This window comes from Amycolatopsis keratiniphila, from assembly GCF_000400635.2.
Lineage (GTDB): Bacteria > Actinomycetota > Actinomycetes > Mycobacteriales > Pseudonocardiaceae > Amycolatopsis > Amycolatopsis keratiniphila.
This window is the reverse complement of sequence record NC_021252.1, coordinates 714497-736483: the sequence shown is the minus strand read 5'-3', so window position 1 is coordinate 736483 and position 21987 is coordinate 714497. Positions and strand designations below refer to the sequence as shown.

General features: G+C 69.8%; 21 protein-coding genes. 4 read left to right on the top strand and 17 right to left on the bottom strand.

Translation table 11 applies throughout. The features are described from left to right. Positions 1-146: 146 nt before the first annotated feature. Together AORI_RS44600 and glmS are read right to left on the bottom strand one after the other, a co-directional pair. Positions 147-1586, bottom strand: a complete 1440-nt coding sequence (locus AORI_RS44600; RefSeq protein ID WP_016331130.1) for a bifunctional ADP-dependent NAD(P)H-hydrate dehydratase/NAD(P)H-hydrate epimerase — start codon at positions 1584-1586, stop codon at positions 147-149. A gap of 14 nt (positions 1587-1600) precedes the next feature. Then, positions 1601-3463 (bottom strand): glutamine--fructose-6-phosphate transaminase (isomerizing), encoded by a 1863-nt coding sequence (glmS, locus tag AORI_RS44595; protein WP_043848549.1) that lies wholly within the window; start codon positions 3461-3463, stop codon positions 1601-1603. Positions 3464-3592: 129 nt separating this feature from the next. On the opposite strand from glmS, the gene AORI_RS44590 reads away from it, so the two are divergent. Continuing rightward, positions 3593-4417, top strand: coding sequence for a dienelactone hydrolase family protein (locus AORI_RS44590; RefSeq protein ID WP_016331128.1), 825 nt, complete (start codon positions 3593-3595; stop codon positions 4415-4417). A 50-nt stretch (positions 4418-4467) separates the two neighbouring features. Here AORI_RS44590 and AORI_RS44585 read toward each other — a convergent pair whose 3' ends face one another. The 5 genes from AORI_RS44585 to AORI_RS44565 form a co-directional block, all read right to left on the bottom strand. Continuing rightward, positions 4468-5004 carry a hypothetical protein gene (locus AORI_RS44585; protein ID WP_016331127.1) on the bottom strand — a complete coding sequence of 179 codons (537 nt, stop codon included), beginning with the start codon at positions 5002-5004 and terminating at the stop codon, positions 4468-4470. A gap of 29 nt (positions 5005-5033) precedes the next feature. Beyond that, positions 5034-7433 (bottom strand): hypothetical protein, encoded by a 2400-nt coding sequence (locus AORI_RS44580; protein ID WP_016331126.1) that lies wholly within the window; start codon positions 7431-7433, stop codon positions 5034-5036. Next, positions 7433-7747, bottom strand: coding sequence for a hypothetical protein (locus AORI_RS44575; protein WP_016331125.1), 315 nt, complete (start codon positions 7745-7747; stop codon positions 7433-7435). Before AORI_RS44575 ends, AORI_RS44580 begins: the two co-directional genes overlap by 1 nt. Positions 7748-7885: 138 nt before the next feature. Further along, positions 7886-8191: an acyl carrier protein gene (locus AORI_RS44570; protein WP_043847888.1), complete on the bottom strand. Its 306-nt coding sequence runs from the start codon at positions 8189-8191 to the stop codon at positions 7886-7888. Then, a complete protein-coding gene (locus AORI_RS44565) occupies positions 8181-9878 on the bottom strand; it encodes a fatty acyl-AMP ligase (protein ID WP_043848548.1) in 1698 nt (565 codons plus the stop codon). Before AORI_RS44565 ends, AORI_RS44570 begins: the two co-directional genes overlap by 11 nt. 15 nt (positions 9879-9893) lie before the next feature. Here AORI_RS44565 and AORI_RS44560 point away from each other — a divergent pair, with 15 nt between their 5' ends. Then, positions 9894-10826 (top strand): cytochrome P450 family protein, encoded by a 933-nt coding sequence (locus AORI_RS44560; RefSeq protein ID WP_016331122.1) that lies wholly within the window; start codon positions 9894-9896, stop codon positions 10824-10826. Between the two features lie 4 nt (positions 10827-10830). Here the strand turns inward: AORI_RS44560 and AORI_RS44555 are convergent, their stop codons facing one another. From AORI_RS44555 to rplM, 6 genes are all read right to left on the bottom strand, one after another. Beyond that, positions 10831-11310: a hypothetical protein gene (locus tag AORI_RS44555; protein WP_016331121.1), complete on the bottom strand. Its 480-nt coding sequence runs from the start codon at positions 11308-11310 to the stop codon at positions 10831-10833. A gap of 11 nt (positions 11311-11321) precedes the next feature. After that, positions 11322-13700, bottom strand: a complete 2379-nt coding sequence (locus AORI_RS44550) for a hypothetical protein (RefSeq protein WP_016331120.1) — start codon at positions 13698-13700, stop codon at positions 11322-11324. Then, positions 13700-14008 carry a type VII secretion target gene (locus AORI_RS44545; protein WP_016331119.1) on the bottom strand — a complete coding sequence of 103 codons (309 nt, stop codon included), beginning with the start codon at positions 14006-14008 and terminating at the stop codon, positions 13700-13702. Before AORI_RS44545 ends, AORI_RS44550 begins: the two co-directional genes overlap by 1 nt. Before the next feature lie 84 nt (positions 14009-14092). Beyond that, positions 14093-15427 carry a phosphoglucosamine mutase gene (glmM, locus tag AORI_RS44540; protein ID WP_016331118.1) on the bottom strand — a complete coding sequence of 445 codons (1335 nt, stop codon included), beginning with the start codon at positions 15425-15427 and terminating at the stop codon, positions 14093-14095. Between the two features lie 256 nt (positions 15428-15683). Beyond that, positions 15684-16178: a 30S ribosomal protein S9 gene (gene rpsI, locus AORI_RS44535; RefSeq protein WP_007031073.1), complete on the bottom strand. Its 495-nt coding sequence runs from the start codon at positions 16176-16178 to the stop codon at positions 15684-15686. Between the two features lie 14 nt (positions 16179-16192). Continuing rightward, positions 16193-16645, bottom strand: a complete 453-nt coding sequence (rplM, locus tag AORI_RS44530) for a 50S ribosomal protein L13 (protein WP_016331117.1) — start codon at positions 16643-16645, stop codon at positions 16193-16195. 276 nt (positions 16646-16921) lie between these two features. On the opposite strand from rplM, the gene AORI_RS44525 reads away from it, so the two are divergent. Then, on the top strand, positions 16922-17812 hold the full coding sequence (locus tag AORI_RS44525; protein ID WP_043847887.1) for a hypothetical protein: 891 nt from the start codon (positions 16922-16924) through the stop codon (positions 17810-17812). A gap of 59 nt (positions 17813-17871) precedes the next feature. Beyond that, on the top strand, positions 17872-18627 hold the full coding sequence (locus tag AORI_RS44520; protein ID WP_016331115.1) for a DUF4333 domain-containing protein: 756 nt from the start codon (positions 17872-17874) through the stop codon (positions 18625-18627). Positions 18628-18750: 123 nt separating this feature from the next. On the opposite strand, the gene AORI_RS44515 is transcribed toward AORI_RS44520, so the two are convergent. The 4 genes from AORI_RS44515 to AORI_RS44500 all read right to left on the bottom strand — a co-directional run bounded on the left by AORI_RS44515 (position 18751) and on the right by AORI_RS44500 (position 21978). Further along, positions 18751-19035: a WXG100 family type VII secretion target gene (locus tag AORI_RS44515; RefSeq protein WP_016331114.1), complete on the bottom strand. Its 285-nt coding sequence runs from the start codon at positions 19033-19035 to the stop codon at positions 18751-18753. 52 nt (positions 19036-19087) lie between these two features. Continuing rightward, a complete protein-coding gene (locus AORI_RS44510; RefSeq protein ID WP_081809631.1) occupies positions 19088-19408 on the bottom strand; it encodes a WXG100 family type VII secretion target in 321 nt (106 codons plus the stop codon). Between the two features lie 233 nt (positions 19409-19641). Further along, complete coding sequence (locus AORI_RS44505; RefSeq protein WP_016331112.1) at positions 19642-20004, bottom strand: hypothetical protein; 363 nt, start codon at positions 20002-20004, stop codon at positions 19642-19644. Between the two features lie 12 nt (positions 20005-20016). After that, positions 20017-21978: a type VII secretion-associated protein gene (locus AORI_RS44500; RefSeq protein WP_043847886.1), complete on the bottom strand. Its 1962-nt coding sequence runs from the start codon at positions 21976-21978 to the stop codon at positions 20017-20019. Positions 21979-21987 lie beyond the last annotated feature (9 nt).

Below are 21987 nucleotides of genomic sequence, written 5' to 3'. Positions count from 1 at the left end.
TTTTTCCCACTCGCGCCGCCTGCCCCGCCGACCTGCGTTTAGCCCCCTAATCGCGCTCTGATGGCGCCCGCCCGCAGAATGTGGATATCTGACGGCGCCCGCCCGCAGAGCGCAGTTAGGGGGCTAAACGCAGGTCGGGGCCGTGGTCAGGAGGTCAGGGAACGGACGGACCGGAGGGCATCGGGGATCGCGCCGAGGATGCCGGAGGCCGAGGTGGGGGCGTCATCGGCGGCGAGCGAGCCGGCGAGCGAGTGGACGTGCGCGGCCGCCCCGGCCGCCAGCCACGGATCGAGCCCGGACGCGAGCAGCGCGCCGAGCAGACCGGACAGCACGTCCCCCGAACCCGCCGTCGCGAGCCACGACCCCCGCGGCGTGTTCACCAGCGCGCGCCCGTCCGGCGCCGCGACCACCGTGCAGTGTCCTTTCAGGAGCACGACGGCGTCGTACTTCCGCGCCGCCGCCCGCGCCGCCGCGACCCGGTCCGCCCCCGGCGGCGAACCCATCAGCCGCTCGAACTCCCCCGCGTGCGGAGTCAGCACGAGCGGCGTGTCCGGATCGCGCGCGTCCAGCACGTCGGGTGAGCGCGCGATGATCGTCGTCGCGTCGGCGTCCGCGCACACCGGCACGCCGCGACCGAGTACGAACCTGAGCACGTCCCGTCCCTCGTGCCCGGTCCCGATCCCCGGCCCGACGACCCACGCCTGCACCCGGCCCGCGTCGGTCACCGAACCCGTCGCGATCACCTCGGGCCAGTGCCCGCGCACGACATCCGCGGCATGACCGGCGTACCGCACCAGCCCGGACGTCGCCCGCACCGCCGCACCGGCCGCGAGCACGGCCGCGCCCGGATACGTCGCCGACCCGGCGGCCACCCCGACCACGCCCTGGCTGTACTTGTCGTCGTCCGGCCCCGGCACCGGCCACGCAGCGGCGACGTCGGCCGTATCGAGCCGCTGAAGATCGGGCTCGCTGAGCCGCAGCCCGATGTCCACCAGGGAGACCTCGCCGCAGGACGCGGGCGCGAGGGCGTGCACCGGCTTGAGCGCGCCGAACGTGACCGTCCGGTCGGCCACGACCGCCGGACCGTCGACGGCGCCGGTGTCCGGATCCACCCCGCTCGGCAGATCGACGGCCAGCACCGGAGCGCTCACGTACTCCAGCAGCGCGGCGGCGTCCGGCCGCAACGGCCCGCGCGCCGAGATACCGACGATCCCGTCGACGACGAGATCGGCTCGCCGGATCCACTGTGGACCGTCCTCAAGGGACACTACCCTGCCACCGGATCGCTTCAACGCCGCCAAACCCGGGCCGTGCGCGCGTTCGGGCTTCAGCAGGATCGCGGAGACGGCCACGTTTCGGCGGCGCAGGAACGCGCCGGCCCACAAGGCGTCACCGCCGTTGTTCCCCGACCCGACGAGCAGCGTCACCCGCCGCCCGGACACCGAGCCCGTGTGTTCGGCCAGCATTTCAGCGGCGTGCACGGAAAGACCGAAAGCCGCGCGCCGCATGAGCTCGCCGTCGGGGGTGACGGCGAGCAACCGGTCTTCCGCCGCGCGAATCCGTTCCGTGGTCCAGATTCCCTGCACGACGCCTCCGGTCTCTACTCGACGGTGACCGACTTCGCCAGGTTACGCGGCTTGTCGACGTCGTACCCGCGCGTGCGGGCGATCTCGGCGGCCAGCACCTGCAGCGGCACCGTGGAGACCAGCGGCTGCAGCAGGGTGGGGACGGCCGGGATCTCGATCAGCTCGTCGGCGAACGGGCGGACGGTCTCGTCGCCCTCCTCCGCGATCACGATCGTGCGGGCACCGCGCGCCTGGATCTCGCTGATGTTCGACACCAGCTTCGAGTGCAGCACCGCCCGCCCCTTGGGCGAGGGCATCACCACGACGACGGGCAGGCCCTCTTCGATCAGCGCGATCGGGCCGTGCTTGAGCTCGCCGGCGGCGAAGCCCTCGGCGTGCATGTACGCCAGTTCCTTGAGCTTCAGCGCACCTTCGAGGGCGACCGGGAAACCGACGTGACGGCCGAGGAACAGCACGGCCTTCGAGTCGGCGATCCGGCGGCCGAGGTCGCGGACCTGGTCCACAGTGGACAGGACCTTCTGCACCGCGGCGGGCATCGCTTCGAGTTCGGCGAACTCGCGGGCGACCTCGTCCGGGTACTTGGTGCCGCGGGCCTGCGCGAGCGCCAGGCCGACCAGGTAGTTGGCGGCGATCTGCGCGAGGAACGCCTTGGTCGAGGCGACGCCGATCTCCGGACCGGCGTGCGTGTAGAGGACGGCGTCCGACTCACGCGGGATCTGCGCGCCGTTGGTGTTGCAGACGGCCAGGACGCGGGCCTTCTGCTCGCGCGCGTGGCGGACGGCTTCGAGGGTGTCCGCGGTCTCGCCAGACTGGGAGACGGCGACGACCAGCGTCGCGCGGTCCAGCACCGGGTCGCGGTAACGGAACTCACTGGCGAGCTCGACCTCGACCGGGAGGCGGCACCAGTGCTCGATCGCGTACTTGGCGACGAGGCCCGAGTGGTACGCGGAACCGCAGGCGACGACGAAGACCTTGTCGACGTCACGCAGGTCCTGGTCGGAGATGCGCTGCTCGTCGAGGATGATCCGGCCGCCGTCGAAGTGGCCGCGCAGCGTGTTCGCCAGCGCCTCCGGCTGCTCCTCGATCTCCTTGAGCATGAAGTACTCGTGGCCGCCCTTTTCCGCGGCCGAGAGGTCCCAGTCGACGGTGAACGGCTTGGCCTGGGCGGCGTCGCCGTGGAAGTCGGTGACCTCGTAGCCGTCGCGGGTGATCACGACGAGCTGGTCCTGGCCGAGCTCGACGGCCTCGCGGGTGTGCTCGATGAACGCGGCGACGTCGGAAGCGACGAAGTGCTCCCCCTCGCCGACGCCGACGACCAGCGGCGAAGAACGGCGGGCGGCGACGACGGTGTCCGGCTGGTCGGCGACGGTCACGACCAGGGTGAACGCGCCCTCGAGACGACGGCAGACCGCGGCGACGCTGGCCGCGAAGTCGCCCTTCGTGTCGCCCTCGGTGTACGCGCGGGCGATCAGGTGCGCGGCGGTCTCGGAGTCGGTGTCGCTCGCCATCTCGACGCCTTCGGCCTCGAGCTCGGCGCGCAGGGCGGCGAAGTTCTCGATGATGCCGTTGTGCACGACGGCGACGCGCTGCGAGGCGTCGCGGTGCGGGTGCGAGTTGCGGTCGACCGGGGCGCCGTGGGTGGCCCAGCGGGTGTGGCCCATCCCGGCGGTGCCGGTGAAGGCGTCCCTGCCGACGGCGTCGAGCTGGGTCTCCAGGTTGGCCAGGCGGCCCGCCTTGCGCTCGACGTTCAGCGCGCCGGCGCCGTCGAGGACCGCGACGCCTGCCGAGTCATAGCCGCGGTACTCCATCCTGCGCAGGCCGCCGATGACGACGTCCAGGGCCGGGCGGTGTCCGACGTATCCCACGATTCCACACACGGCCACCAGCCTAACGACGGGAATCCGGCCCCCTCGCCCGGGCGCCCACGTGTCGCCTTTAGCGGGCTAAACGCGACGCGTGGGGCGGCGCGCGGGCCGGACGGGGGTGCGGGCAGTAAGGTCACGACCATGGCCAGCAAGCCCAAGCAGCTGCTCGCGGAGCTGTCCCACCCAGGTCCGCACGACGTTCTGCGCGGCAACCTCGCCCTGGTCGGACTGCCCGGTGTCGTGTTCACGCCCCGTTCCGGGCTCGGTCTGCCCGCGATCGCCTTCGGGCACGGCTGGCTTCAGCCGACCGGGAGCTACCGGCACCTGCTCCGGCACCTCGCGAGCTGGGGCATCGTCGCGGCGGCTCCGGCCACCCAGCGCGGGCCGCTGCCTTCGCACCGGCTGCTGGCCGGCGACCTGCTCACCACGCTCGAGCTGATCACGACGGTCCGCCTCGGACCGGACGGCATCAGCGTCGACCCGGCGAAGCTCGGCCTGGCCGGGCACTCGACCGGCGGCGGTTCGGCGGTGCTGGCCGCCGCGCAGGCGGCCGAGAACGACGAGCGACCCGAGATCCGCGCCGTCGCGACCATCACCCCGGCCCAGACGCTGCCGCCGGCGACGGTGTCGGCCCGGTCGGTGACCGTGCCCGGCCTGCATCTCGCGGCGAGCGAAGACCTGGTCGCGCCGCCGGTCGGCCATGCCGAGGCCATCGCGGACGCGTGGGGCGGGCCGGTGCAGCTGCGGAAGCTCGGGAAGTCGTCGCACCTCGGCGTCACCGAAGGCAGGCACTGGAGCCAGCTGCTGCTGCACGGGAAGCCGCACCGCGGGACCCAGCAACTGGCGCGGGCGCTGTTCACCGCGTTCTTCCTCACGCACCTGACGGGGACGACGAAGTACCAGCCTCTGCTGGACGCCGACGTCAAACGCGCCCCCATCGAGCTCCAGGACGAACCCGCCGCCTGACCGCCCGGATCGCGTTTAGCCCGCTAAACGCGATCCGGTGCCGAAGCAGGTCAGTCGACCATCCACGAGTTGTTCGAGAAGTCGTCGTCGTCGAAGCCCTTGTCATCACGGGCGTGACGACCACGACGACGCGCGGGCGTGCCGGGCGCCTCAGGCGCCGCGGCACCCGGAGCGGGCGTCGCCGCCGCGGGCGGGACGTCGACCGTCGCCGGCATCCCGGGCACCCCGGGGGCGACCGGAGGAGGCGGCGGAGGCGGAGCCGGCCGCGACACGTCAGGACGCGCACCGAACTCGGCGAACCGGGCGTCCGGCTTGTCGTCGTCCTCGATGTCGAAGCCGATGGTGTGGCTGCGGTCGGCGGTCGTCTTGCCGGTCAGCCAGCCACCCGCCTCCTTGCTCCGCTTCCCCAGCTCCTGCATGTGAGCGGCGTACTTGTCGTGGATGGCGGCGTCCTTCTGCATGGTCTCCACCGCCTGGGCCTTGGCGTCGGCGAGATGCCGCTCCCGCAGCCCGCGCTGCTCCAACTGCTCCGTGATGGCGGCGTCCTGCCTGGACATGGCGGCCGCCAGCCGGTCGACAGCGCTCATCGGTCCTCCCTCGTTCCCCGGTCAGGCGATCATCGCTCGTAACTGATCGAACGGTCGCCACCCTCGTCGTCGAGCGATCCGCTGATCCGGCCGCCCGCACCACTGGTCTCGAAAATGCCACCCTCGACGCGGTACTGGCTCGACCCGCGCTGCGTGTCACCCCCGCCACCGCCTGCCGCGCCGCCCATGGCGCCCATGCCACCCATCATGCCGCCCATTCCGGCGGGCGAGCTTCCGGCACCGCCCGCACCCGCGGGCGCAGGGTCCATCCCGCCGGGAGCCATCCCGAGACCGCCTTCGGCCCCGGCCGGCTGCGCGCCGCCTCCGGACTGCATTCCAGCTTCCAGCGAGCCGGCTTCGTTCAGCGCCCCCGAAGAAGCACCTTCGATGGGGCTTCCGAGCGCGCCTTCGAAGCTGCCCCCGCCTCCGCCGCCGCTCGCGGCCGGCGCGGTGCCATCGGCACCGGCACCCGAAGCACCACCGCCACCAGCGGCTTCAGCTCCCGCGGACACCCCAGCGGTCCCCTCGGCACCGACACCGACCTCGACGCCGCCAGGTGCGCTGAAGCCACTGCTGCCGCCTCCAGCGGGCGCCATCCCTGCCTCGGCCGGGGCGGGCATCGTCCGAATGTCGTCGGTCTTGCCGGGCTGCGGGTTGCCGGGATTCCGGTCGTCGAGGCCGTTCTTGAGGTCTTCGCCAGGCTTAAGCTCTTTCTTCTCACCCTTTTCGTCGAGGGTGTAGGTGGTCGGCTCGCCCTTGCCGTCGTCGACGGTCACCACGGTCGGGCCGTTCGGGCCGTCCGGCTGCTCGGCGGTGATCTTGAGGTTGCCGTCCTGGATGTGGATCTTGCCGTCCGGGCCGGGCCGGTAGACGCCGTCGGGACCGGGCTCGCCTTCCTTGACGGTGCCCTTCGGCCCGAACTCGCCTTCCTTGAGGTCCTTGCCCTCTTCGCCAGGCTTGCCGTCCTCGCCCTTCGGGTCGCCGAAGTCGAGCTTGTAGTCCTTCTCGTTGCCCTTGCCGTCGTCGACCTTGATGTCCATTTTGCCGTCTTTGTCCGGCTCGGTCATCTCGATCTTGTTGTCGCCCTTTTGGACGGTCATGGTGTCCTGACCGTCGATGCCGTCCTTGATCGCCTCACCCGTCGAGGGGTCGATCGGGTACGGCTTGCCGGTCTCGGGGTCGATTTCCAGCGGCTTGCCGGTGACCGGGTTCGTGCCCTCGGCCGGCTTCTCCTCCGGCTTCGGCGTCTCGGGGACCTCCGCGGCCGGCGGCGTGCTCGCACCGCCACCACTGCCGCTTCCACCGCCAGTGCCACTCCCGCCACCGGTGCCGCCGCCGGTGTTCCCACCGCCGCCGGTGTCGTTGCCCTTGCCCTTGCCCTTGCCGTCGTCGGCGGGCGGCTTCTCGGAGCCGGGCGCGGGGAACGGGTTCGTGTAGTCCTCCATGAACCGCGAAAGCTCGTGGTACTGCGTGTTGATCGTCTCGGTCGCGTTCTTGCAGAGCTTCTTGAAGTTCTCGTACCGCTCACCGAACTCGGTGGCGAACGAACCCTTCAGCCACTGCTTCGCGGCCCCGATCGCGTAATCCTTGTTCTCGTCGTTCAGCTTGCAGTCGTCATGACGCAGCCGTTCGGCGAGGTTGTTGCCCGGACACGCGGAGTCGAGCCAGTACGCGACGTCCATGAGCTTTTCTTTGGAGTCGACCTTGCCGTTCGCGATGTCGACGACCTGCTTCGCGATGTACAGGGGCGCCGTCGCGACCTTGTCGACCCGGAGCTTCAGCGTCTCGTCGACCTTCAGCTTGAGCGCGCTGTAGATCTTGTCGATGGTCGAAGGCACCAGCTTGATGGCGCCGTCCATCTGCGCGATGAGTTCCTTCGCGTCAGGCTGGATCCGCTGCTCGTACTTGACCTTCGCGGCCGTCGCGCCCTCGCCCTTCCAATCGTGGAAGAGCGTGGTCAGCGCCGAAGACGCGTCCCTCTGGGTCTGCTCGACGATCTTCTTGGCGTCGGCGAGATCCTCGACCTCGTCGAACATCTTCTGGAAATTGATCTCGCGGTTCTCGTGGAACCGGTCCCAGATGTCGGTCTTGTAGCTGATTTCGCCCGACTTCTCCGGCATCTTGTTCCAGACCTGCTCGGCCCAGTCGGAGAAGAAGTCCAGTGCCGGCTTTCCGAGGTCGAGCACCTGGTCGGATTTGGTCGTCGAACCCCCGGCGGCGGGCCGGGACATGGCGTCGAGGTCCTTGTCGGCCTGCTTCGTTTCGGCCGCCTGCTTCTTGTCCCCGGCCGCGTTCGAGTCCCGTTCGGCGACGGCCTTCTTGTATGCCGCTTCCCTGTTCCACGGCAGCATCAAGGCGTCTTTGGTGCCCTGAGTGACGTAGGGGTCCTTCAGCATTTCGTCGATCTGTGCCTGCGTCGGTTGACTCATTACTGGGCTCCCGCCTTGTTGGCAGCCGCGGCGTTCGCCTGGTCGGAAGAGGTGTAGCGGGTCGACGCGGTGCTGACTCCGCCGGCGAGCTGGGTGAGCTGGCCCGCGTAACCCTTCATCGCGTCGGAAATGGCGAGAATCCCGGTGGCGTAGCCCTTTTGGTAGTCCTTGTGGACCCGGCCGAAGTTCTCGGGCCCGACCTGGGTCGGCCCCACCTTCCCCGCCTCGGACGTCGTTTTCTCAGCCGCGCGCTCCAACGACGTCGACGCCGTGAGCATCGCCTCTGAATCGGCTTTGTAGCCCCCGTCCGGCATGACCGGTGCCCCCTTCGTCCCGCTGTATCCGCCTCGTTGTCCTACCTACGACGCACGCCGGCGGCATCAGGTGCCGTCGCATATGCACACAGAATGTACCCACCGGTCATCCGGCCCGCAGGGACATTCACACCTTTGCTAACTCAAACGATTTCGGCGCAAGAAGCCTGGTAGACCGCGTTTTCGCGGCTTCGCGCCCGCCTCGACGGCTTCGGCGAGCACGGTCGCCGCGCTCCGGATGTCGACAAGGCGGTCCAGCTCGTCGAGGTCGAGGTCGACACCGAACTCCACCTCGACGGTCGCCAGGAGCCGGACACGGCGCCGGGAGTCGACGCCCATCTCGGCGAAGGGCGTGTTCTCGTCGATGGTCTCCGGATCGACGTCGAAGGTCTCGCAGACGAGGGCCTTGATCTCGTCGACGTACTCGCTCCCGTCAGCTGCCATGGGGGAATTCTGTCCCATCCGCCGTCCAGTACCGCGTTCTGGCCGCGGAACGCGCGACCTTGCCGCTGGAGGTCCGCGGCAGACCGCCGGGCTTCACCAGGAAGAAGGCGCGGAGGCGCACGTCGTGCCGCTCGGCGACGGCGCGGGTGGCTGCCCGCTCGATCTCGGCTTCATCGAAGTCGGGGGCCTTCCGGGCGCGCTCGGCGACCACGACGACGCCCTCGCCTTCGTCACCGTCGACCGAGAACGCGGCGACCCGTTCGGGACCGAGGAGGGGATGCGCGGCGGCGACCGTCTCCTCGATGTCGTGGGGGCTGTGGTTACGGCCATCGATGATGATCAGGTCCTTGATGCGGCCGGTCACCGACAGCCTGCCGTCGCGGATCGCGCCCAGGTCGCCGGTGCGGAGCCAGCCGCCCTCGCCGTCGAGTTCGGCGTCGAACACCTCGGCGGTCAGGTCCGGACGCCGCCAGTACCCGGCCGCCACGTTGGGCCCCTTCACCCAGATCTCGCCCACTTCGCCTTTAGCGGGCAAAACGCGATCCGGTGTGGGGACGACGCGGACCCGCTGCCCCCTGGGCCAGCCGATCTCGACGACCTCCCGGCCGTCCACTTCGGTCACCACCGGGCCGTCGGAATCGCCGCTGGCGACGTAGACCGTGGCCTCGGCCAGACCGTAGGACGGCCGGAACGCGCCACGCGGGAAGCCGTGGGGTTCGTAGGCGGCGAGGAACTCGCGGACGGTCGCCGCCCGGACCGGTTCACTGCCGCTGAGCGCGATCGACACCGTCGAGAGGTCGTACTCGGCGCGCTTCGCCTCCGGCACGGCCTCGGTCACCAGGTCGTACGCGAAGTTCGGGGCCGCCGTGAGCGTGTTCGGATACGACGACATCAGCAGCAGCCAGCGCTCCGGGCGCCGGATGAACTCCAGCGGCGCGATGAACACCGTCCGGCCGCCGGAATGCATCGTCCCCGCGAGCAGTTGCGCCAGCCCCATGTCGTGGAAGAACGGGATCCAGCCGACGCACGTGGTGCGCTCGTCGACGTCGTAGGCGTCGCAGATCTGCCAGCAGGCGGCCGACAGGGCTCGATGCGTGACGATCACGCCCGCCGGTGATCGCGTGGTGCCGGAGGTGTACTGCAGGTAGGCGGGGGCTTCGGGGGAAACCGGCGACGGCAGCGACCGGTCCGCCGGGTCCGTCGGCAGGGTGTCGACGGCGATGATCTCGCGGGGCGCCGGAACCGGCTCGGTCTCGGCGAACTCCGTCAGCCGCCCGACCAAGGCTTCCGAGGTGAGCCAGATGTCGGCGTCGCAGTCGTTGAGGACGCCGACCAGCCGCTCGCGATGAGCGCGGACGTCCGGAGCGGACAGGGGCACCGCGACGGCGCCGGCGTACAACGCGCCGAAGAACGCGACGACGTAAGAGAGGTCCTGCCGCGCCGTGATCGCCACGCGGTCTCCTGGCCGGATGACCTCGCGCAGCTTCGCCGCGACCGCCCGGACGTGGACGAGCAGCTCCGCCCAGGTCAGCGTGTCCTCGACGGGCTCTTGGCGGTTCGAGCAATCGAGGTGCGTGTACGCCGGGCGCTCGACGTCGGCGCGTTCGAGCAGCCGCCGTACGAGCGGGGTCCGTAAGACTTCTTCGGGCACTTCTGAGCGCACTGGCACATCCTCCGGCCGCGGCATGGGCATCATACGAACGTGGACGACTTCTTCGTGCTGGACGATCCCGCGGATCGCGTCAAGGCCCTGCGCGACCGCGAACTCAGCTCGAACCCGGGCGGCGCCGCGGCCGAGACCCCGAACCTCCTGCTGATGGACGGCGCGGACCACCGGCGGCTGCGCGCGGTCGTCAAGGAGGTCATCGCCCTGGTGGAGCCGCTTCCGGACGCCGTGCTCACCGACCTCCGGATCGCGTTTAGCCCGCTAAAGTCGCTCCGGCGGTTCGATCTGGTGGCCGATTTCGCCAGGCCCGCGGCGGCCAGGGTGACGGAGGCCGTGCTCGGCACGGTCGAGCCACTCGGCGAGAAGCTCCTGACGAACCTTTCGGAGACCGCCGCGAACCTCGACGTCTGGTCGGGCGGGCCCGCCGGAGCCGACACCGCCGCGCTGAGGGTCGCGATGTTCTTCCTCAAGGCGACGGCCGTCGAAGGCGGCGGGCTGGCGCTGCTCCGCGAAGCACACGAAGCGGGCCGGATCACCGAAGACGAGCTGATGATCACGCCGGTGATGCTCGCCCACGCGGCGTACGAGAACTCCATGAACTTCCTCGCCCTCGCCGGCCTCGAACTCCTACGCCGCCCCGACGTTCTCGACGACGTACGCGGCCTGATCCACGAAATCGCCCCGACCCGCTTCGCCGCCCGACGCGTGACCACGCCGTTCTCCTTGGCGGGCAAGGACTTCACGACCGGGGACAAACTGGCCATCCCGCTGGGCCCCGACGCCGAACTCGCCTTCGGCCTCGGCCGGCACACCTGTCCCGGCTCGCGGGTCGCGGTCGCCGAGGGCGAAGTCGCGCTTCGCGCCCTCGCCGAAATCCTGACTCCCGACCACGTCGCCGAAGACGTGCGATACAAGACGCACGCCGTCTTCCACGGCGTCGAGCGGGCCGTCGTGGCGCTGCGAACCTGACCGCTCAGGTCGCCAGCCAGTCGGTGTTGGCGAAATCGTCGTCGTCACCCCGCGCGGCCGCCGCCCGCCGGTGCCGCCCGGCCGGACGCTCCTCCGGCGCGGGAGCCGGAGGCGGTGGAGGAGGTGCCGGCGCCGGAGGAACAGGCGGCCGGTACGCGACCGGCGCTTCCTCGGCCGTCCGATACCCGGCCCGACGCTCGTTCTCGGCCTCGTCCTCCTCGAACCCGAAGTCGCCGTCGTCCTCGACCTTCTCGCTCAGCGTCGACTCGGTCGCCCAGCCACCCGCGGCCTCCGCGCGCCGCTTCTGCTCGCTTCGCGCCGCCAAGGCCGCGGCCGTCTCCTGCTTGAGCTGGTCGCCCGCGGTCCGGGTCTCCTCGATCGCCTTGGCCGCGCGGTTGTCGACCAGGTACATCCGGTCGCCGTTCTCGCGCTCCAGCCCGGCCAGCTTGTGCCGGAGTGTGGCGAGATCCTCCTCAGGATTCACTGACCCCTCCCCTAGCGGAAGCCGATGACGCCGTCGTCGTCGAGCGAGCCGCTGATCCGGCTGCCCGTCGTCGTCGCGGTGTCGAACAGGCCGCCGTCGACCCGGTATCCGCTGGACGTGCGCTGCTGGTCTTCACCGGATCCTTGTCCGCCTCCGGCCGCACCGCCGCCCATCATGCCCATGCCGCCCATCATCCCCGCACTGGCCGCGGCCGGATCCTGGGCGCCCCCTCCGGGAGCGGAACCGAGCCCGGACGACGTCGTGGGCGAGGCCCCGCCACCGCCGGTCCCGGCCGGATCCGACGCCTCGCCGAGGCCGTTGTCCCCACCGGCGAACGGGTCGCTCAGCGACTGCGCCGTCGTCGCTTCCGGATCGCTTTCGGCCGTCACCGGTCCGGTCTGAGCGGGCGCTCCGCCGCCGCTCCCTCCGGACGTGGCTTCGTGCGGCCGGACACCCGGCTCGGCCGCCTGGCGTGCGGTCTCTTCGGCGGGCTGTGCGGCGGCATGCCTTCCAGCCGTCTGCGGTGTCGAGTCCGGGCTCGCGTGACGGCCGGCCGCAGGCTCGTCTTCGCCCAGCGTGTACTTCGACGGATGCCCCGAGCCGTCGTCGACGGTCACCAGCGTCGGCCCGTCGGGACCGCTCGGGCGTTCCGCGGTGATCTTGAGGCCGCCGTCCTCGATGTGGATCTTGCCGTCGGGGCCGGGCTGGTGGACCTGTCCGGGGTTCGAGGCCGACGGCTCGGCGCCCTCTCGCGGAGCCGGGTCACCCGCGGCGGCCTTGCCGTCACCGAAGTCGAGGTCGTAGTCCTTGACCTGCCCCGTGCCGTTCTGGACGGAGATACCCATCTTCCCGTCGGCGCCGGGTTCGGCCATGGAGATCTTGCGGTCACCCTGCTCGACCGTCACCGGCTCGGGCCGGGTGTCCTCCTTGATCGCCTCCCCCGTGCGGGGGTCGATCGGATACGGCTCGCCGGTGGCCGGGTCGATGTCGAGCGGCTTGTCCGTGACCGGGTTCTTCTCCTCGCCCGGGACTTCGGGCTTCGCCGGCTCCGGGAGTTCGGTGTTGCTCGGCGTCATCCGCCCGGCGCCGCCCCCGCCGGACGACGGGCCACCACCGCCACCCGCGGACGGGCCACCGCCACCACCCTTCTCGACCGGCTTTTCAACGGGCTTCTCGCCACCGGTTTCCGGGGTCTTGCCCAAATCCGCGAACGGATTCTCGACCACCTGCCCGAGCGAGTCGAAGTACGCCTTCCACGCGCCGTTGATCGCGTCGCGCGTGTTCTTGCACACCAGCTGGAAGTTCTCGATGTGCTTGCCGAACCAGCCGAGGAAGACGTTCTTCAGCCAGGCCACCGCCTGAGGTTTGAGGACCTCGTCGATGGTGCTCTGGTCGATGTCGCCGGCGTCGTCGTTGAACGCGTCCTTCGCTTCGATGCTCAGGAACTTGATGCAGTGGATGATGTCGTTCTGGCTGCACGAGCCGTCGGCGATGCGGATGATGCGCTCGATGTCCTGCGCCGTGGCACCGTCGATGTTGTCGGTGAACCACTTCTGCAGCCACTCGACCTTCTCGCGGCAGAACTTGCCCACCGAGGCGTTGGTTCGCAGAAGTCCGTCGCCCGCCGCCTTGAACGCTGCGGCGACCAGGCCGGTCTTGTCCGAATAGGCCTTCTGATAGGCACGCGCCTGCTCGGCCGCCGGGCCTTCCCAGGTGCCGAGCGAATTCCCCAGCTTTCCGGAGACGTCCTGCGCCGACCCGGCGATGGCCGTGCCGACCGCGGTCAGCTCGTCCGCGCTCGCCTTGAACAGGTTGAACGGGATGTTGTCCTGTTCGTGGTAGAGCCGCTGCAGCTCGCCGAGGGAAATCGCCGCCCCGCCGCCGGCCAGGGACAATGCGCGGACGTACAGCGGGTGGAAGATCTCGTAGACCTTGAACCCCGACAGACCGGGGACCATGATGTCGTTCGAATTCGCGCAGCCCGGATCGGTCTCGGTGGCGCGCCCGCCGATCTCCTGGGTCTTCGCCGCGTCCTTGTTGAGCGCGTCGCGATCGCCTTGCCGTCCGGCGGCCTGGTTCGCGTCGTACTTCTCTTGCGCGGTCTTGTAAGCCGCCTGGACCTCGCCCAGGGAGCCGTCATTGACGTTGAGATCGCCCTCGGTGATCCAGTCACCGTTCATCGACTTGATGTAGTCCCGGAAGCCGTTCCGCTCGGCTTCGCTGGCGAAACCGCAGCTTTCCGGCGTCTCGTCCTCGATGTAGTCGATGTAGTTGAGGGCGAGTTCGCGTTTCGTGTCGCGGTCGATGTTCGGGTCGTTGAGGATCTTCTCGACTTCGGCCCGGCTGGGAATGTCGTGGCCGCCACCGCCGCCGACGTCTGCGAGGCCCATCAGTGCTTCCTCATCTCGGCGGCGTTGGAGTCCTCATTGGACTGGTAGAGGTCCTTGGACGCCGCGAGTTTGCGCCCGAACTCGTCCGACGCGGCGAGATAGCTGCGCGCGCATTTCGCCAGGCGCTGGATGCTCGCGGAATAGCCGTTGAAGCAATCCCCGTGTGCCGGACCGAAGCTCGCCGCGCTCAGGTTGATCTGCTCGACCGCCCCGATCGGCCCTTCACAGGCCTGCTTGGGCAGATCCTGCAGAACCTTGGCCGCCTCGTTCAGCTGAGCCGGATCGACCTTGTGCCCTTTACCCGCCACCGTCACCCTCCCCTAGGTATACGCACACGGAATGTACCGGGCCGGTAACCGCAGCGCAGCGACTTGGGGAGAACGTGAGAGGGCTTACGAGGCGGAGGAGACGACTCCCGCCAGCCTGTCCGCGGCCGCCTGCGCGGTGTCGTGTGCCGGGGCCTCGACCATGACGCGGACCAGCTGCTCGGTGCCCGAGGGGCGCAGCAGGACCCGGCCTTCTTCGCCGAGCTCGGCTTCGACGGCGCCGACGGCGTCACGGACCGCGGCCGAGACGGCGACCGCCGCCTTGTCCGCCACCGGGACGTTCACCAGGACCTGCGGCAGGCGGTTCATGACGGCGGCGAGGTCGGCGAGCGACTTGCCGGTGGACGCCATGCGGCTCATCACCCGCAGCGCGGTGAGGAGGCCGTCACCGGTGGTCGCGTAGGCGGGAAGGACGACGTGGCCCGACTGCTCGCCGCCGAGCGCGAACCCGCTCGCGCGGAGCTCTTCGAGGACGTAGCGGTCGCCGACGGCGGTGGTGACGAGGTCGATGCCGTGGGCACGCATCGCCAGGTGCAGGCCGAGGTTGCTCATCACGGTCGCGACCAGGGTGTTCTTGGTCAGCTCACCGGTCTCGGCGAGCGCGAGCGCGAGGACGGCCATGATCTGGTCGCCGTCGACGAGTTCACCCGAGGCGTCGACCGCGACGCAGCGGTCGGCGTCACCGTCGTGCGCGATGCCGAGGTCGGCGCCGTGCTCGACGACGGCCGCGCGCAACGCGTCCGGGTGATTCGACCCACAGTGTTCGTTGATGTTCACGCCGTCGGGGTCGGCGTGGATCGCGATGACCTCGGCGCCGGCCTTGCGGTAGACGTCGGGGGCGGCGAAGGAGGAGGCGCCGTTGGCGCAGTCGACGACGACGCGCAGGCCTTCGAGCGGGTGCGGCGTGGCCGACAGCAGGTGCTGGACGTAGCGGTCACCCGCGTCGGGGACGTCCTTCACCCGGCCGACGCCGATGCCGGTCGGGCGGGTGACGGGGGCGGCGAGACCGGCTTCGATCTCGTCTTCGATCCCGTCGGGAAGTTTGTGGCCGCCCGCCGCGAAGAGCTTGATGCCGTTGTCGGGCATGGGGTTGTGGGAGGCGGAGATCATCACGCCGAGGTCCGCTTCGAGCGCGCCGACGAGATACGCGACGGCGGGCGTCGGGAGGACGCCGAGGCGGAGCACGTCGGCGCCGGCGGACGTGAGGCCCGCCACGACGGCGGCCTCGAGCATCTCGCCGCTGGCGCGCGGGTCACGGCCGACGACCGCGACCGGGCGGTGCGAGCGGTCGTGGGCGGCGAGGACGCGAGCGGCGCTGGCGGCGAGCGAGAGCGCCAGCTCCGGGGTCAGCTCCTCGTTGGCGAGGCCACGTACGCCGTCGGTACCGAATAGACGAGCCATCTGTCGACCTCCTTGAAAAACCACCACGACAACCTAGCCAGTGCCCCTGCGCCCCCTCCCGCACCCCCGGTTCGCCTTTAGCGGGCTAAACGCGACGCGCGCGACTTTAGCGGGCTAAACGCGACACGGGTGGGGCACGTGTGGCGGGTGTGACAGGTGGGACGGCGGGCGAGCGGGGCCCGAAGGACCCCGGAAACACGGAAGCGCCCATCCGAGAGACGGATGGGCGCTTCCGCGGGTTGCGCCAGAGGCGCGATCAGCGCTTGCTGTACTGCGGAGCCTTACGGGCCTTCTTGAGGCCGTACTTCTTCCGCTCCGTGGCGCGGGCGTCACGGGTCAGGAAGCCGGCCTTCTTCAGGGCCGGACGGTCGTCGGCGTCGACCTCGACGAGCGCACGGGCGATCGCGAGACGGAGCGCACCGGCCTGGCCCGAGATCCCGCCACCGTGCAGGTTGGCGAAGATGTCGAACGAGTCGGGCTTGTCGACCGTCACCAGCGGCTCACGGATGAGCTGCTGGTGCACCTTGTTCGGGAAGTACTCTTCGAGCGTGCGGCCGTTGAGCTTGAACTCACCGGTACCGGGAACGACGCGGACCCGGACGACGGCTTCCTTGCGGCGGCCGACGGTCTGGGCGTTGCCACCGGCGGCGCGCGACGGGCGCGGGGCGGCGGGGGTTTCGCTGGTCGCGACGGCGTCACCGACCGCGGGGGTCTCGACAGCCTCGACGGCCTCGGTCTCGGTGCTGGTCACAGACTGTTCCTCACTCACTTCGCGACCTGCGCGATCTTGGTGATCTCGCGCGCCTGCGGCTGCTGCGCGGCGTGCGGGTGCTCGGCGCCGGCGTAGACCTTCAGCTTCTTCGCCTGGGCGCGGCCGAGCTTGTTCTTCGGGAGCATGCCCTTGACGACCTTCTCGAGCAGGTGCTCGGGCTTGGTGTCGAGCAGCTCGCCGAAGGAGCGCTTCCGCAGACCACCGGGGTAACCGCTGTGCCGGTACGCGAACTTCTGCTCGCGCTTGTTACCGGTGAGCGCGACCTTCTCGGCGTTGACGATGATGACGAAGTCACCGGTGTCCACGTGCGGGGCGTAGGTCGGCTTGTGCTTGCCGCGCAGCAGCGTGGCGACCTCGGTCGCGAGCCGGCCGAGCACGACATCCTCGGCGTCGATCACGTGCCAGGCACGAGTGACGTCGCCGGGCTTGGGGCTGTACGTGGGCAAGGGTCTACCTCGTCGTCAACATTGCGTGTGGGTTCTGTGCGGGCCTAGCGCTTACGCGCCGCAGCGCACAACGACATATGAAGATACCCCCACGCCCGACCCTACTGCGAAGCGGGGGTCGGTCCGGGGTCCCATACTAGGACCGGCGCCCGGCGGGCGCCCCGCAACTGTACCTCGCCGGTGTGGCGGAACCGCCCACGGCATCATCCTTCGCGGGAGAGGATGAGACGATCCGGACGCGCACCGCGCGCGGGGGACTCGATCAGGGGAACGGCGATGAACAAACGTCCAACGACCATCTTGTGCGTGCTGAGCGCCGTGCTGGCGCTGACCACCGCCTGCGGCCAGGGGCGCGCGGGCACGGCCGTGCCGAAGGGCGACGACGCGGCGACCTACGTCGGCACGAAGTTCGAAACGGCGATGAACAAGCTGCAGGACACCATCGGCGACCAGCGCGACGTCACCAGCGAGTCGGGCGCCTACTTCCGCTTCGACGAGAAGTACATCCGCAGCACGATCTCCTCGGCCCGCACCGGTTCGCCGGAAAGCCGGGTCAGCCGCCAGCGCTCGCAGAAGAACCCGGACGAGAGCATCGACTGGTACACCCCGGGCGACGGGACCGTCGAGTACGTGTACCTCGGCCCCGTCTACAAGAGCCTCGCCCCGACGCCGTGGGTTTCGATGCCGAAGTCCGAAGCCGGGCTGACCATCCCCTGCGCGTGGGTCGGCATCATCACCGCCTGCAAGATGGCGGACGCGATCGCCGTGTCCTACAACGCGGACAAGAAGATCGTGAAGGGCGCCAAAAGCCTTCCGGAGAACCGGATCGAGCTGACCGCCGACATCCCGTTCGGGAAGTTCATGGAGCGGCGGGTGGAGATCCTGCCGACGTCGATCAGCAGCGCGGTCACGGCCGAGATGAAGAAGGCCCCGGTGCGCACCACCGTGTCCCTCAACCCGGACGGGACGCTGAGCCAGATCGTGATGGAGGCCAAGATCGAGGGCGGCGGGCACAAGATCGAGCTGCGCTACGACTTCCGCTTCACCGGCAAGGCGAGCGCGCAGGATCTGCCGAAGCTGCCGGACGCCTCACAGATCACCGTGCTGCCGGACAAGGCGGCCAAGGACGACTTCAACCGCCGCTTCAACGAGTTGAAGGGCGTCTGAGGCATGACTCGCTTTCGTCCCGACGCCGTGAAGTCCTCCCCGTCCCGAGGTGACCACCGATGAGCCAGCCGCCCGAACAGCAGCCACAGCAACCACAACAGCCGCAGCAGTGGTGGCAGCCGCCGTCGACTCCCGCGAACCAGCAGCAGGGCTGGCAGCAGGAAGGCCAGGCGACCGGTCCGCACTCCGGGCAGTGGCAGCAGAACGACCCGAACGCGGCGACCACCGGTTCCTACACGGGGCAATGGCAGCAGCAGCCCGGCGTCACCGGTTCCTTTTCCGGGCCCTGGCAGCAAAGCGCCGCTCCGGCGCCGGGTACGGCGTGGCAGCCGCAACAGCAGCAGCCGATGCCACAGCAGCAGGATTGGCAGGCACAGCAACAAAGTCCGGGCACTCCCCCGCAGGGGCAGTACGGCGGCGGGTTCCAGCCCGCCCAGCAGGCACAGCCGTCCCAGTACGGTGGGCTCGGTGCTTTCGGCACCGAACCCGAGAAGAAACCCAAGGTTTCCAAGAAGACCTTGCTGATCGGCGGGATCGCCGCGGCCGTCGTGATCGCGGGTGGCGTCGGGGCCTGGCTGCTCGGCGCGTTCGCGGGTGACACCCTCGACCAGAAGTCGGTCCAGGACGGTGTCGTCCGCGTGCTCAACGAGCATTACGGCGAGCCGGACGTGAAGAACGTGACCTGTCCGTCCGGCCAGCCTGTGGAGAACGGCACCACGTTCGATTGCACGATCGAAATGGCGGGACAGCAGAAGAAGGTCACCGTCCGGGTGCTCAACACCTCCCCGGAGTTCGAGGTCGGCGCACCGCACTGAGCCTCTCCTCAGGACAGGAAAGCCGCGACGATCCCGTCGCGGCTTTTCCTTTGACACAAACGAAACGGCGGGCTCGGCATCCGAAGATGCCTGCCCGCCGTTGCTCGTTCGGAGCCGGGAGACTCAGAACAGGCCGGTGACGCCCTGTTCCGTGGCCTGGTAGCCGTCGGCCAGCTGCGGCAGCACGCCGGCGACCTGCGCGAGCAGCTGCTTGAGCTCCTCGAACTTGTTGTCCCACTCCTGCTGAGCGGCCATGTACGCGACCTTCGCGTCACCGTCCCAGGTGTTGACCAGCGGGGACAGGTCGCTCTTCAGCTGCCCGAAGAGGGACTCCAGCTCGCCACCGGTGCTCTTGCAGTCGTCGGCCGCCGCGTGGATCGTGGCGTAATCGACCTTCATCTCGCCCATGAATTCCTCCAGTTATCAGAAAAGTTTTGGTTTTTGGTGCGGTGTAGCCGAATCAGCCGAGGACGCCGAAGCCCTGGTTGACCGACTTGATGAGCTCCTGCTGCTGCTGCTCGGTCGCGTTGTACTTCGAACCGGCCTGCTCGAGCAGGTCACCGATGTTCTGGAGGGCCTGGTTGAGCCCACGGCCCGCCCGGTCGAAGCGCTCCATCACGTTGTTGAACGCGAGCGCCGCGTCGCCGGTCCAGCCCGCGCGGGTGGCCTCGATGTTGTCGCGAAGCTTGCTCAGGTTCTGGTCCATCGAAACGCGGACCTCGGTCACGCGCTTCTCGGCCTCGGTGAACTGCTCAACTGTCCCGGTAAATCCGCCAGCCATGGGAGCTACCCCCTTCGTTCGTGGTTTATCCGTACTCGGTGAAGTTCGTTTGGTACGGACCTACGACGGAGACACTGCCACGTCTGGTTCCCTCTTGTCGCTCGTTGGTTTCAAGTAGTTGCTTGCGTTAACGCTCCCGGCGGGAACCGCCATCGGGAATCCGGCGCGCGCGCTGCGATTCACGTCGAAAAAAGGGCTTCCACCACGGGATTTAGCGAATGCACAGCGGCCGGTCAATCGCCGCGGCTCATGATTCGCGACTGCGAAAAGTCCTCGTCGTCGTCACCCACACGTGGCCGTCTGGACACGGGTTCCGGCCGAAGGGGAACCAAATCCGCCGCCGGCGGCAATGCGGGAACCGGAAGACCGGCGCCCGCGCGGAACCGTTTCGCGGCGTTCCGGAGCACGGCGGGGGTCGGCGCGGTCTCGCCGCCCGCGAGCCGTCCCTTGCCGAATTGCTTCGCGAGTTCGGCGTTCTCACCCCGGCGGCGTTCGTAGCGTGCCTTGGCCGTACGGGCGACCTGCCGGGCATAGGTGACCGCGTCACGTCCTGTGCGCGCGAAGTGCTCAGCGGCGGTCTCGGGTTCGGGTGGCATGAGCCTCCCCCTTCAGTTGACGACCACCATCGTTTTGACGACCTGCTCGCAGGCCGCGCTCACCCGTTGTTCGTGCGGTGAGCCGGTGCCGTACTGGCAACCGATGTGGACGCGGATCTTTCCTTGAGCGACGACGTACCAGTCGACCCGGGCAGCCGGCTTGGTCTCGCGGTAGTGGATGACGGTCTTGCCGGCGTACTCCGCGGCGCCGTTGAAGCCGCTGTACACATTCGGCTTGCCCCGGGCCTCGGCGCCGAGTTCGTCGACGAGCTTCTGTCTGTCGGCCGTCGCGTCGTAGGTCATCACGTATTCCTGGGCGACCACGAGGTCGTCCCCGTTGAGGGAGTCGCTCGGGTGGATCACCACCTGACGCTTGGCGACGCGGTCGTCGGTCTGCGTCCAATCCGGCGGCGCGACGAAGCGGTAGTCGTACTGGGCAAGCGTGCGGCCCTCCGGCTCGGCTTCCCCGCTGTTGACCGCGAAGAGGACGCCGCCGGCGATCGTCGCCACGGCCACCACGGCCGCGGCGACGATCCAGGGTGTCTTCTTCTTCCCGCCACGCTCGGCGGATTTGGTCTCACGGGCGTGCTCACCCGGCCGCCACGGCTGCGGGAGCGCCACCCCCTGCTGGCCCATCGGCGGCGACGGCGGCCCCTGCTGCCGCGTCGCGTTTAGCGGGCTAAACGCGCTCTGCGGGGGCGGGGCAGGCTGGTGAGGGCCGGGAGGGAACGGGGGACGCGGCGCGTCGGGGCGCCGGTCCGCGGGAGCGGGAACGGGCGCGGGGGCACCGCCGACCCGCGAGACCGCGGAGCCCGCCAGCGAACCCGTCCGGTCCGGGTCGATCAGCACGGCACGCAGCGCGCCGCGGGCGACCACGGTCTCGGGCTGGTCCAGCGTGGTGGGGACGACCCCGGTCCGCTCGTGCACCAGCCGGGACACCATCGGGATCCGGCTCGACCCGCCGACGAGGAAGATCGCCGTCAGCTGCTTCGGCCGCAGTCCGGAATCGCCGATCGCGGCCACGGTCAGCTCGACCGCGCGCCCGAGCGGGCCCGCGATGAGCCGCTCGAGATCCTCCCGGGTCACATGCGCGTCGGCGAACGGCGGCGGCATCGGGACGTCGGTGTACGCGTGCCGCGACAGCGTCTCCTTCGCGCCGCGCACGTCCTGCCGCAGCACGCGGCGCCGCCGCCGGTCCGTGAGTTCGCGGCCTTCGACGAGCTTCCGCCATTCCGGCGGGTCGGCGGCCGAGACCAGCGAGCCCACGTGCTCCAGGAGCGCCTGATCGACGTCCGCGCCCCCGAAGCTCGGATCCCCCCGGGTGGCCAGCACCTGGAACCCGGCGCGTTTAGCGGGCGAACTGCGATCCGCCGGGCTGCCGGGCATGCGCTGCACCACCGAGACGTCGACCGTGCCACCGCCGAGATCGAGGACCGCCAGCGCGTCGCCGGGGCGGCCGCTGAACTCGACGGTGCGCTCGGAGTTGAGATCGGCCGGGGCGAACGTCGCCGCGTGGTAGACCGCCGCGGCGACCGGCTCCGGCACGAGCGCGACCTGGCGCGCGAGCCCGTTCGCGGCCTGCCGGAGCAGCCGGGTCCGGGTCGCGCCCCAATCCGCGGGATGGGTCAGGACGAGCAGCTCGACCTCGGCGTCACCGGCGAGCCGGCGCGCCTCGGTCACCGCGCGCTTCAGCACGGCGTGGACGACGTCGGTCACGCGCAGGACGTTGTCGCCCAGCAGCAGATCGCCTTCGTCGATCCGGCGCTTCGGGTTCGGCTCGTAGCGCGACGGGTCCACCGCCGCCTGCCGTTCCGCCTCCTGGCCGACGAACAGCGTCCCGTCCGGCGCGGCGTAGACCGCCGACGACATCAAAGGCTGCCCATCCACCACGACGACCTGCGGCTCGCGGCCGTTGATCGAAGCGACTACGCAGGTGCTCGATGTCCCGAAGTCCACCGCAACCCGCACTGTCACAAGCCACTC

Excerpts from the sequence above, each read along its gene's own strand:
- AORI_RS44590 (WP_016331128.1), top strand. The coding sequence starts at position 3,593 with ATGGCCAGCAAGCCCAAGCAGCTGCTCGCGGAGCTGTCCCACCCAGGT.
- AORI_RS44585 (WP_016331127.1), bottom strand. The coding sequence starts at position 5,004 with ATGAGCGCTGTCGACCGGCTGGCGGCCGCCATGTCCAGGCAGGACGCC.
- AORI_RS44580 (WP_016331126.1), bottom strand. The coding sequence starts at position 7,433 with ATGAGTCAACCGACGCAGGCACAGATCGACGAAATGCTGAAGGACCCC.
- AORI_RS44575 (WP_016331125.1), bottom strand. The coding sequence starts at position 7,747 with ATGCCGGACGGGGGCTACAAAGCCGATTCAGAGGCGATGCTCACGGCG.
- AORI_RS44570 (WP_043847888.1), bottom strand. The coding sequence starts at position 8,191 with ATGGCAGCTGACGGGAGCGAGTACGTCGACGAGATCAAGGCCCTCGTC.
- AORI_RS44565 (WP_043848548.1), bottom strand. The coding sequence starts at position 9,878 with ATGCCGCGGCCGGAGGATGTGCCAGTGCGCTCAGAAGTGCCCGAAGAA.
- AORI_RS44550 (WP_016331120.1), bottom strand. The coding sequence starts at position 13,700 with ATGGGCCTCGCAGACGTCGGCGGCGGTGGCGGCCACGACATTCCCAGC.
- glmM (WP_016331118.1), bottom strand. The coding sequence starts at position 15,427 with ATGGCTCGTCTATTCGGTACCGACGGCGTACGTGGCCTCGCCAACGAG.
- AORI_RS44525 (WP_043847887.1), top strand. The coding sequence starts at position 16,922 with ATGAACAAACGTCCAACGACCATCTTGTGCGTGCTGAGCGCCGTGCTG.
- AORI_RS44520 (WP_016331115.1), top strand. The coding sequence starts at position 17,872 with ATGAGCCAGCCGCCCGAACAGCAGCCACAGCAACCACAACAGCCGCAG.
- AORI_RS44515 (WP_016331114.1), bottom strand. The coding sequence starts at position 19,035 with ATGGGCGAGATGAAGGTCGATTACGCCACGATCCACGCGGCGGCCGAC.
- AORI_RS44510 (WP_081809631.1), bottom strand. The coding sequence starts at position 19,408 with ATGGCTGGCGGATTTACCGGGACAGTTGAGCAGTTCACCGAGGCCGAG.
- AORI_RS44505 (WP_016331112.1), bottom strand. The coding sequence starts at position 20,004 with ATGCCACCCGAACCCGAGACCGCCGCTGAGCACTTCGCGCGCACAGGA.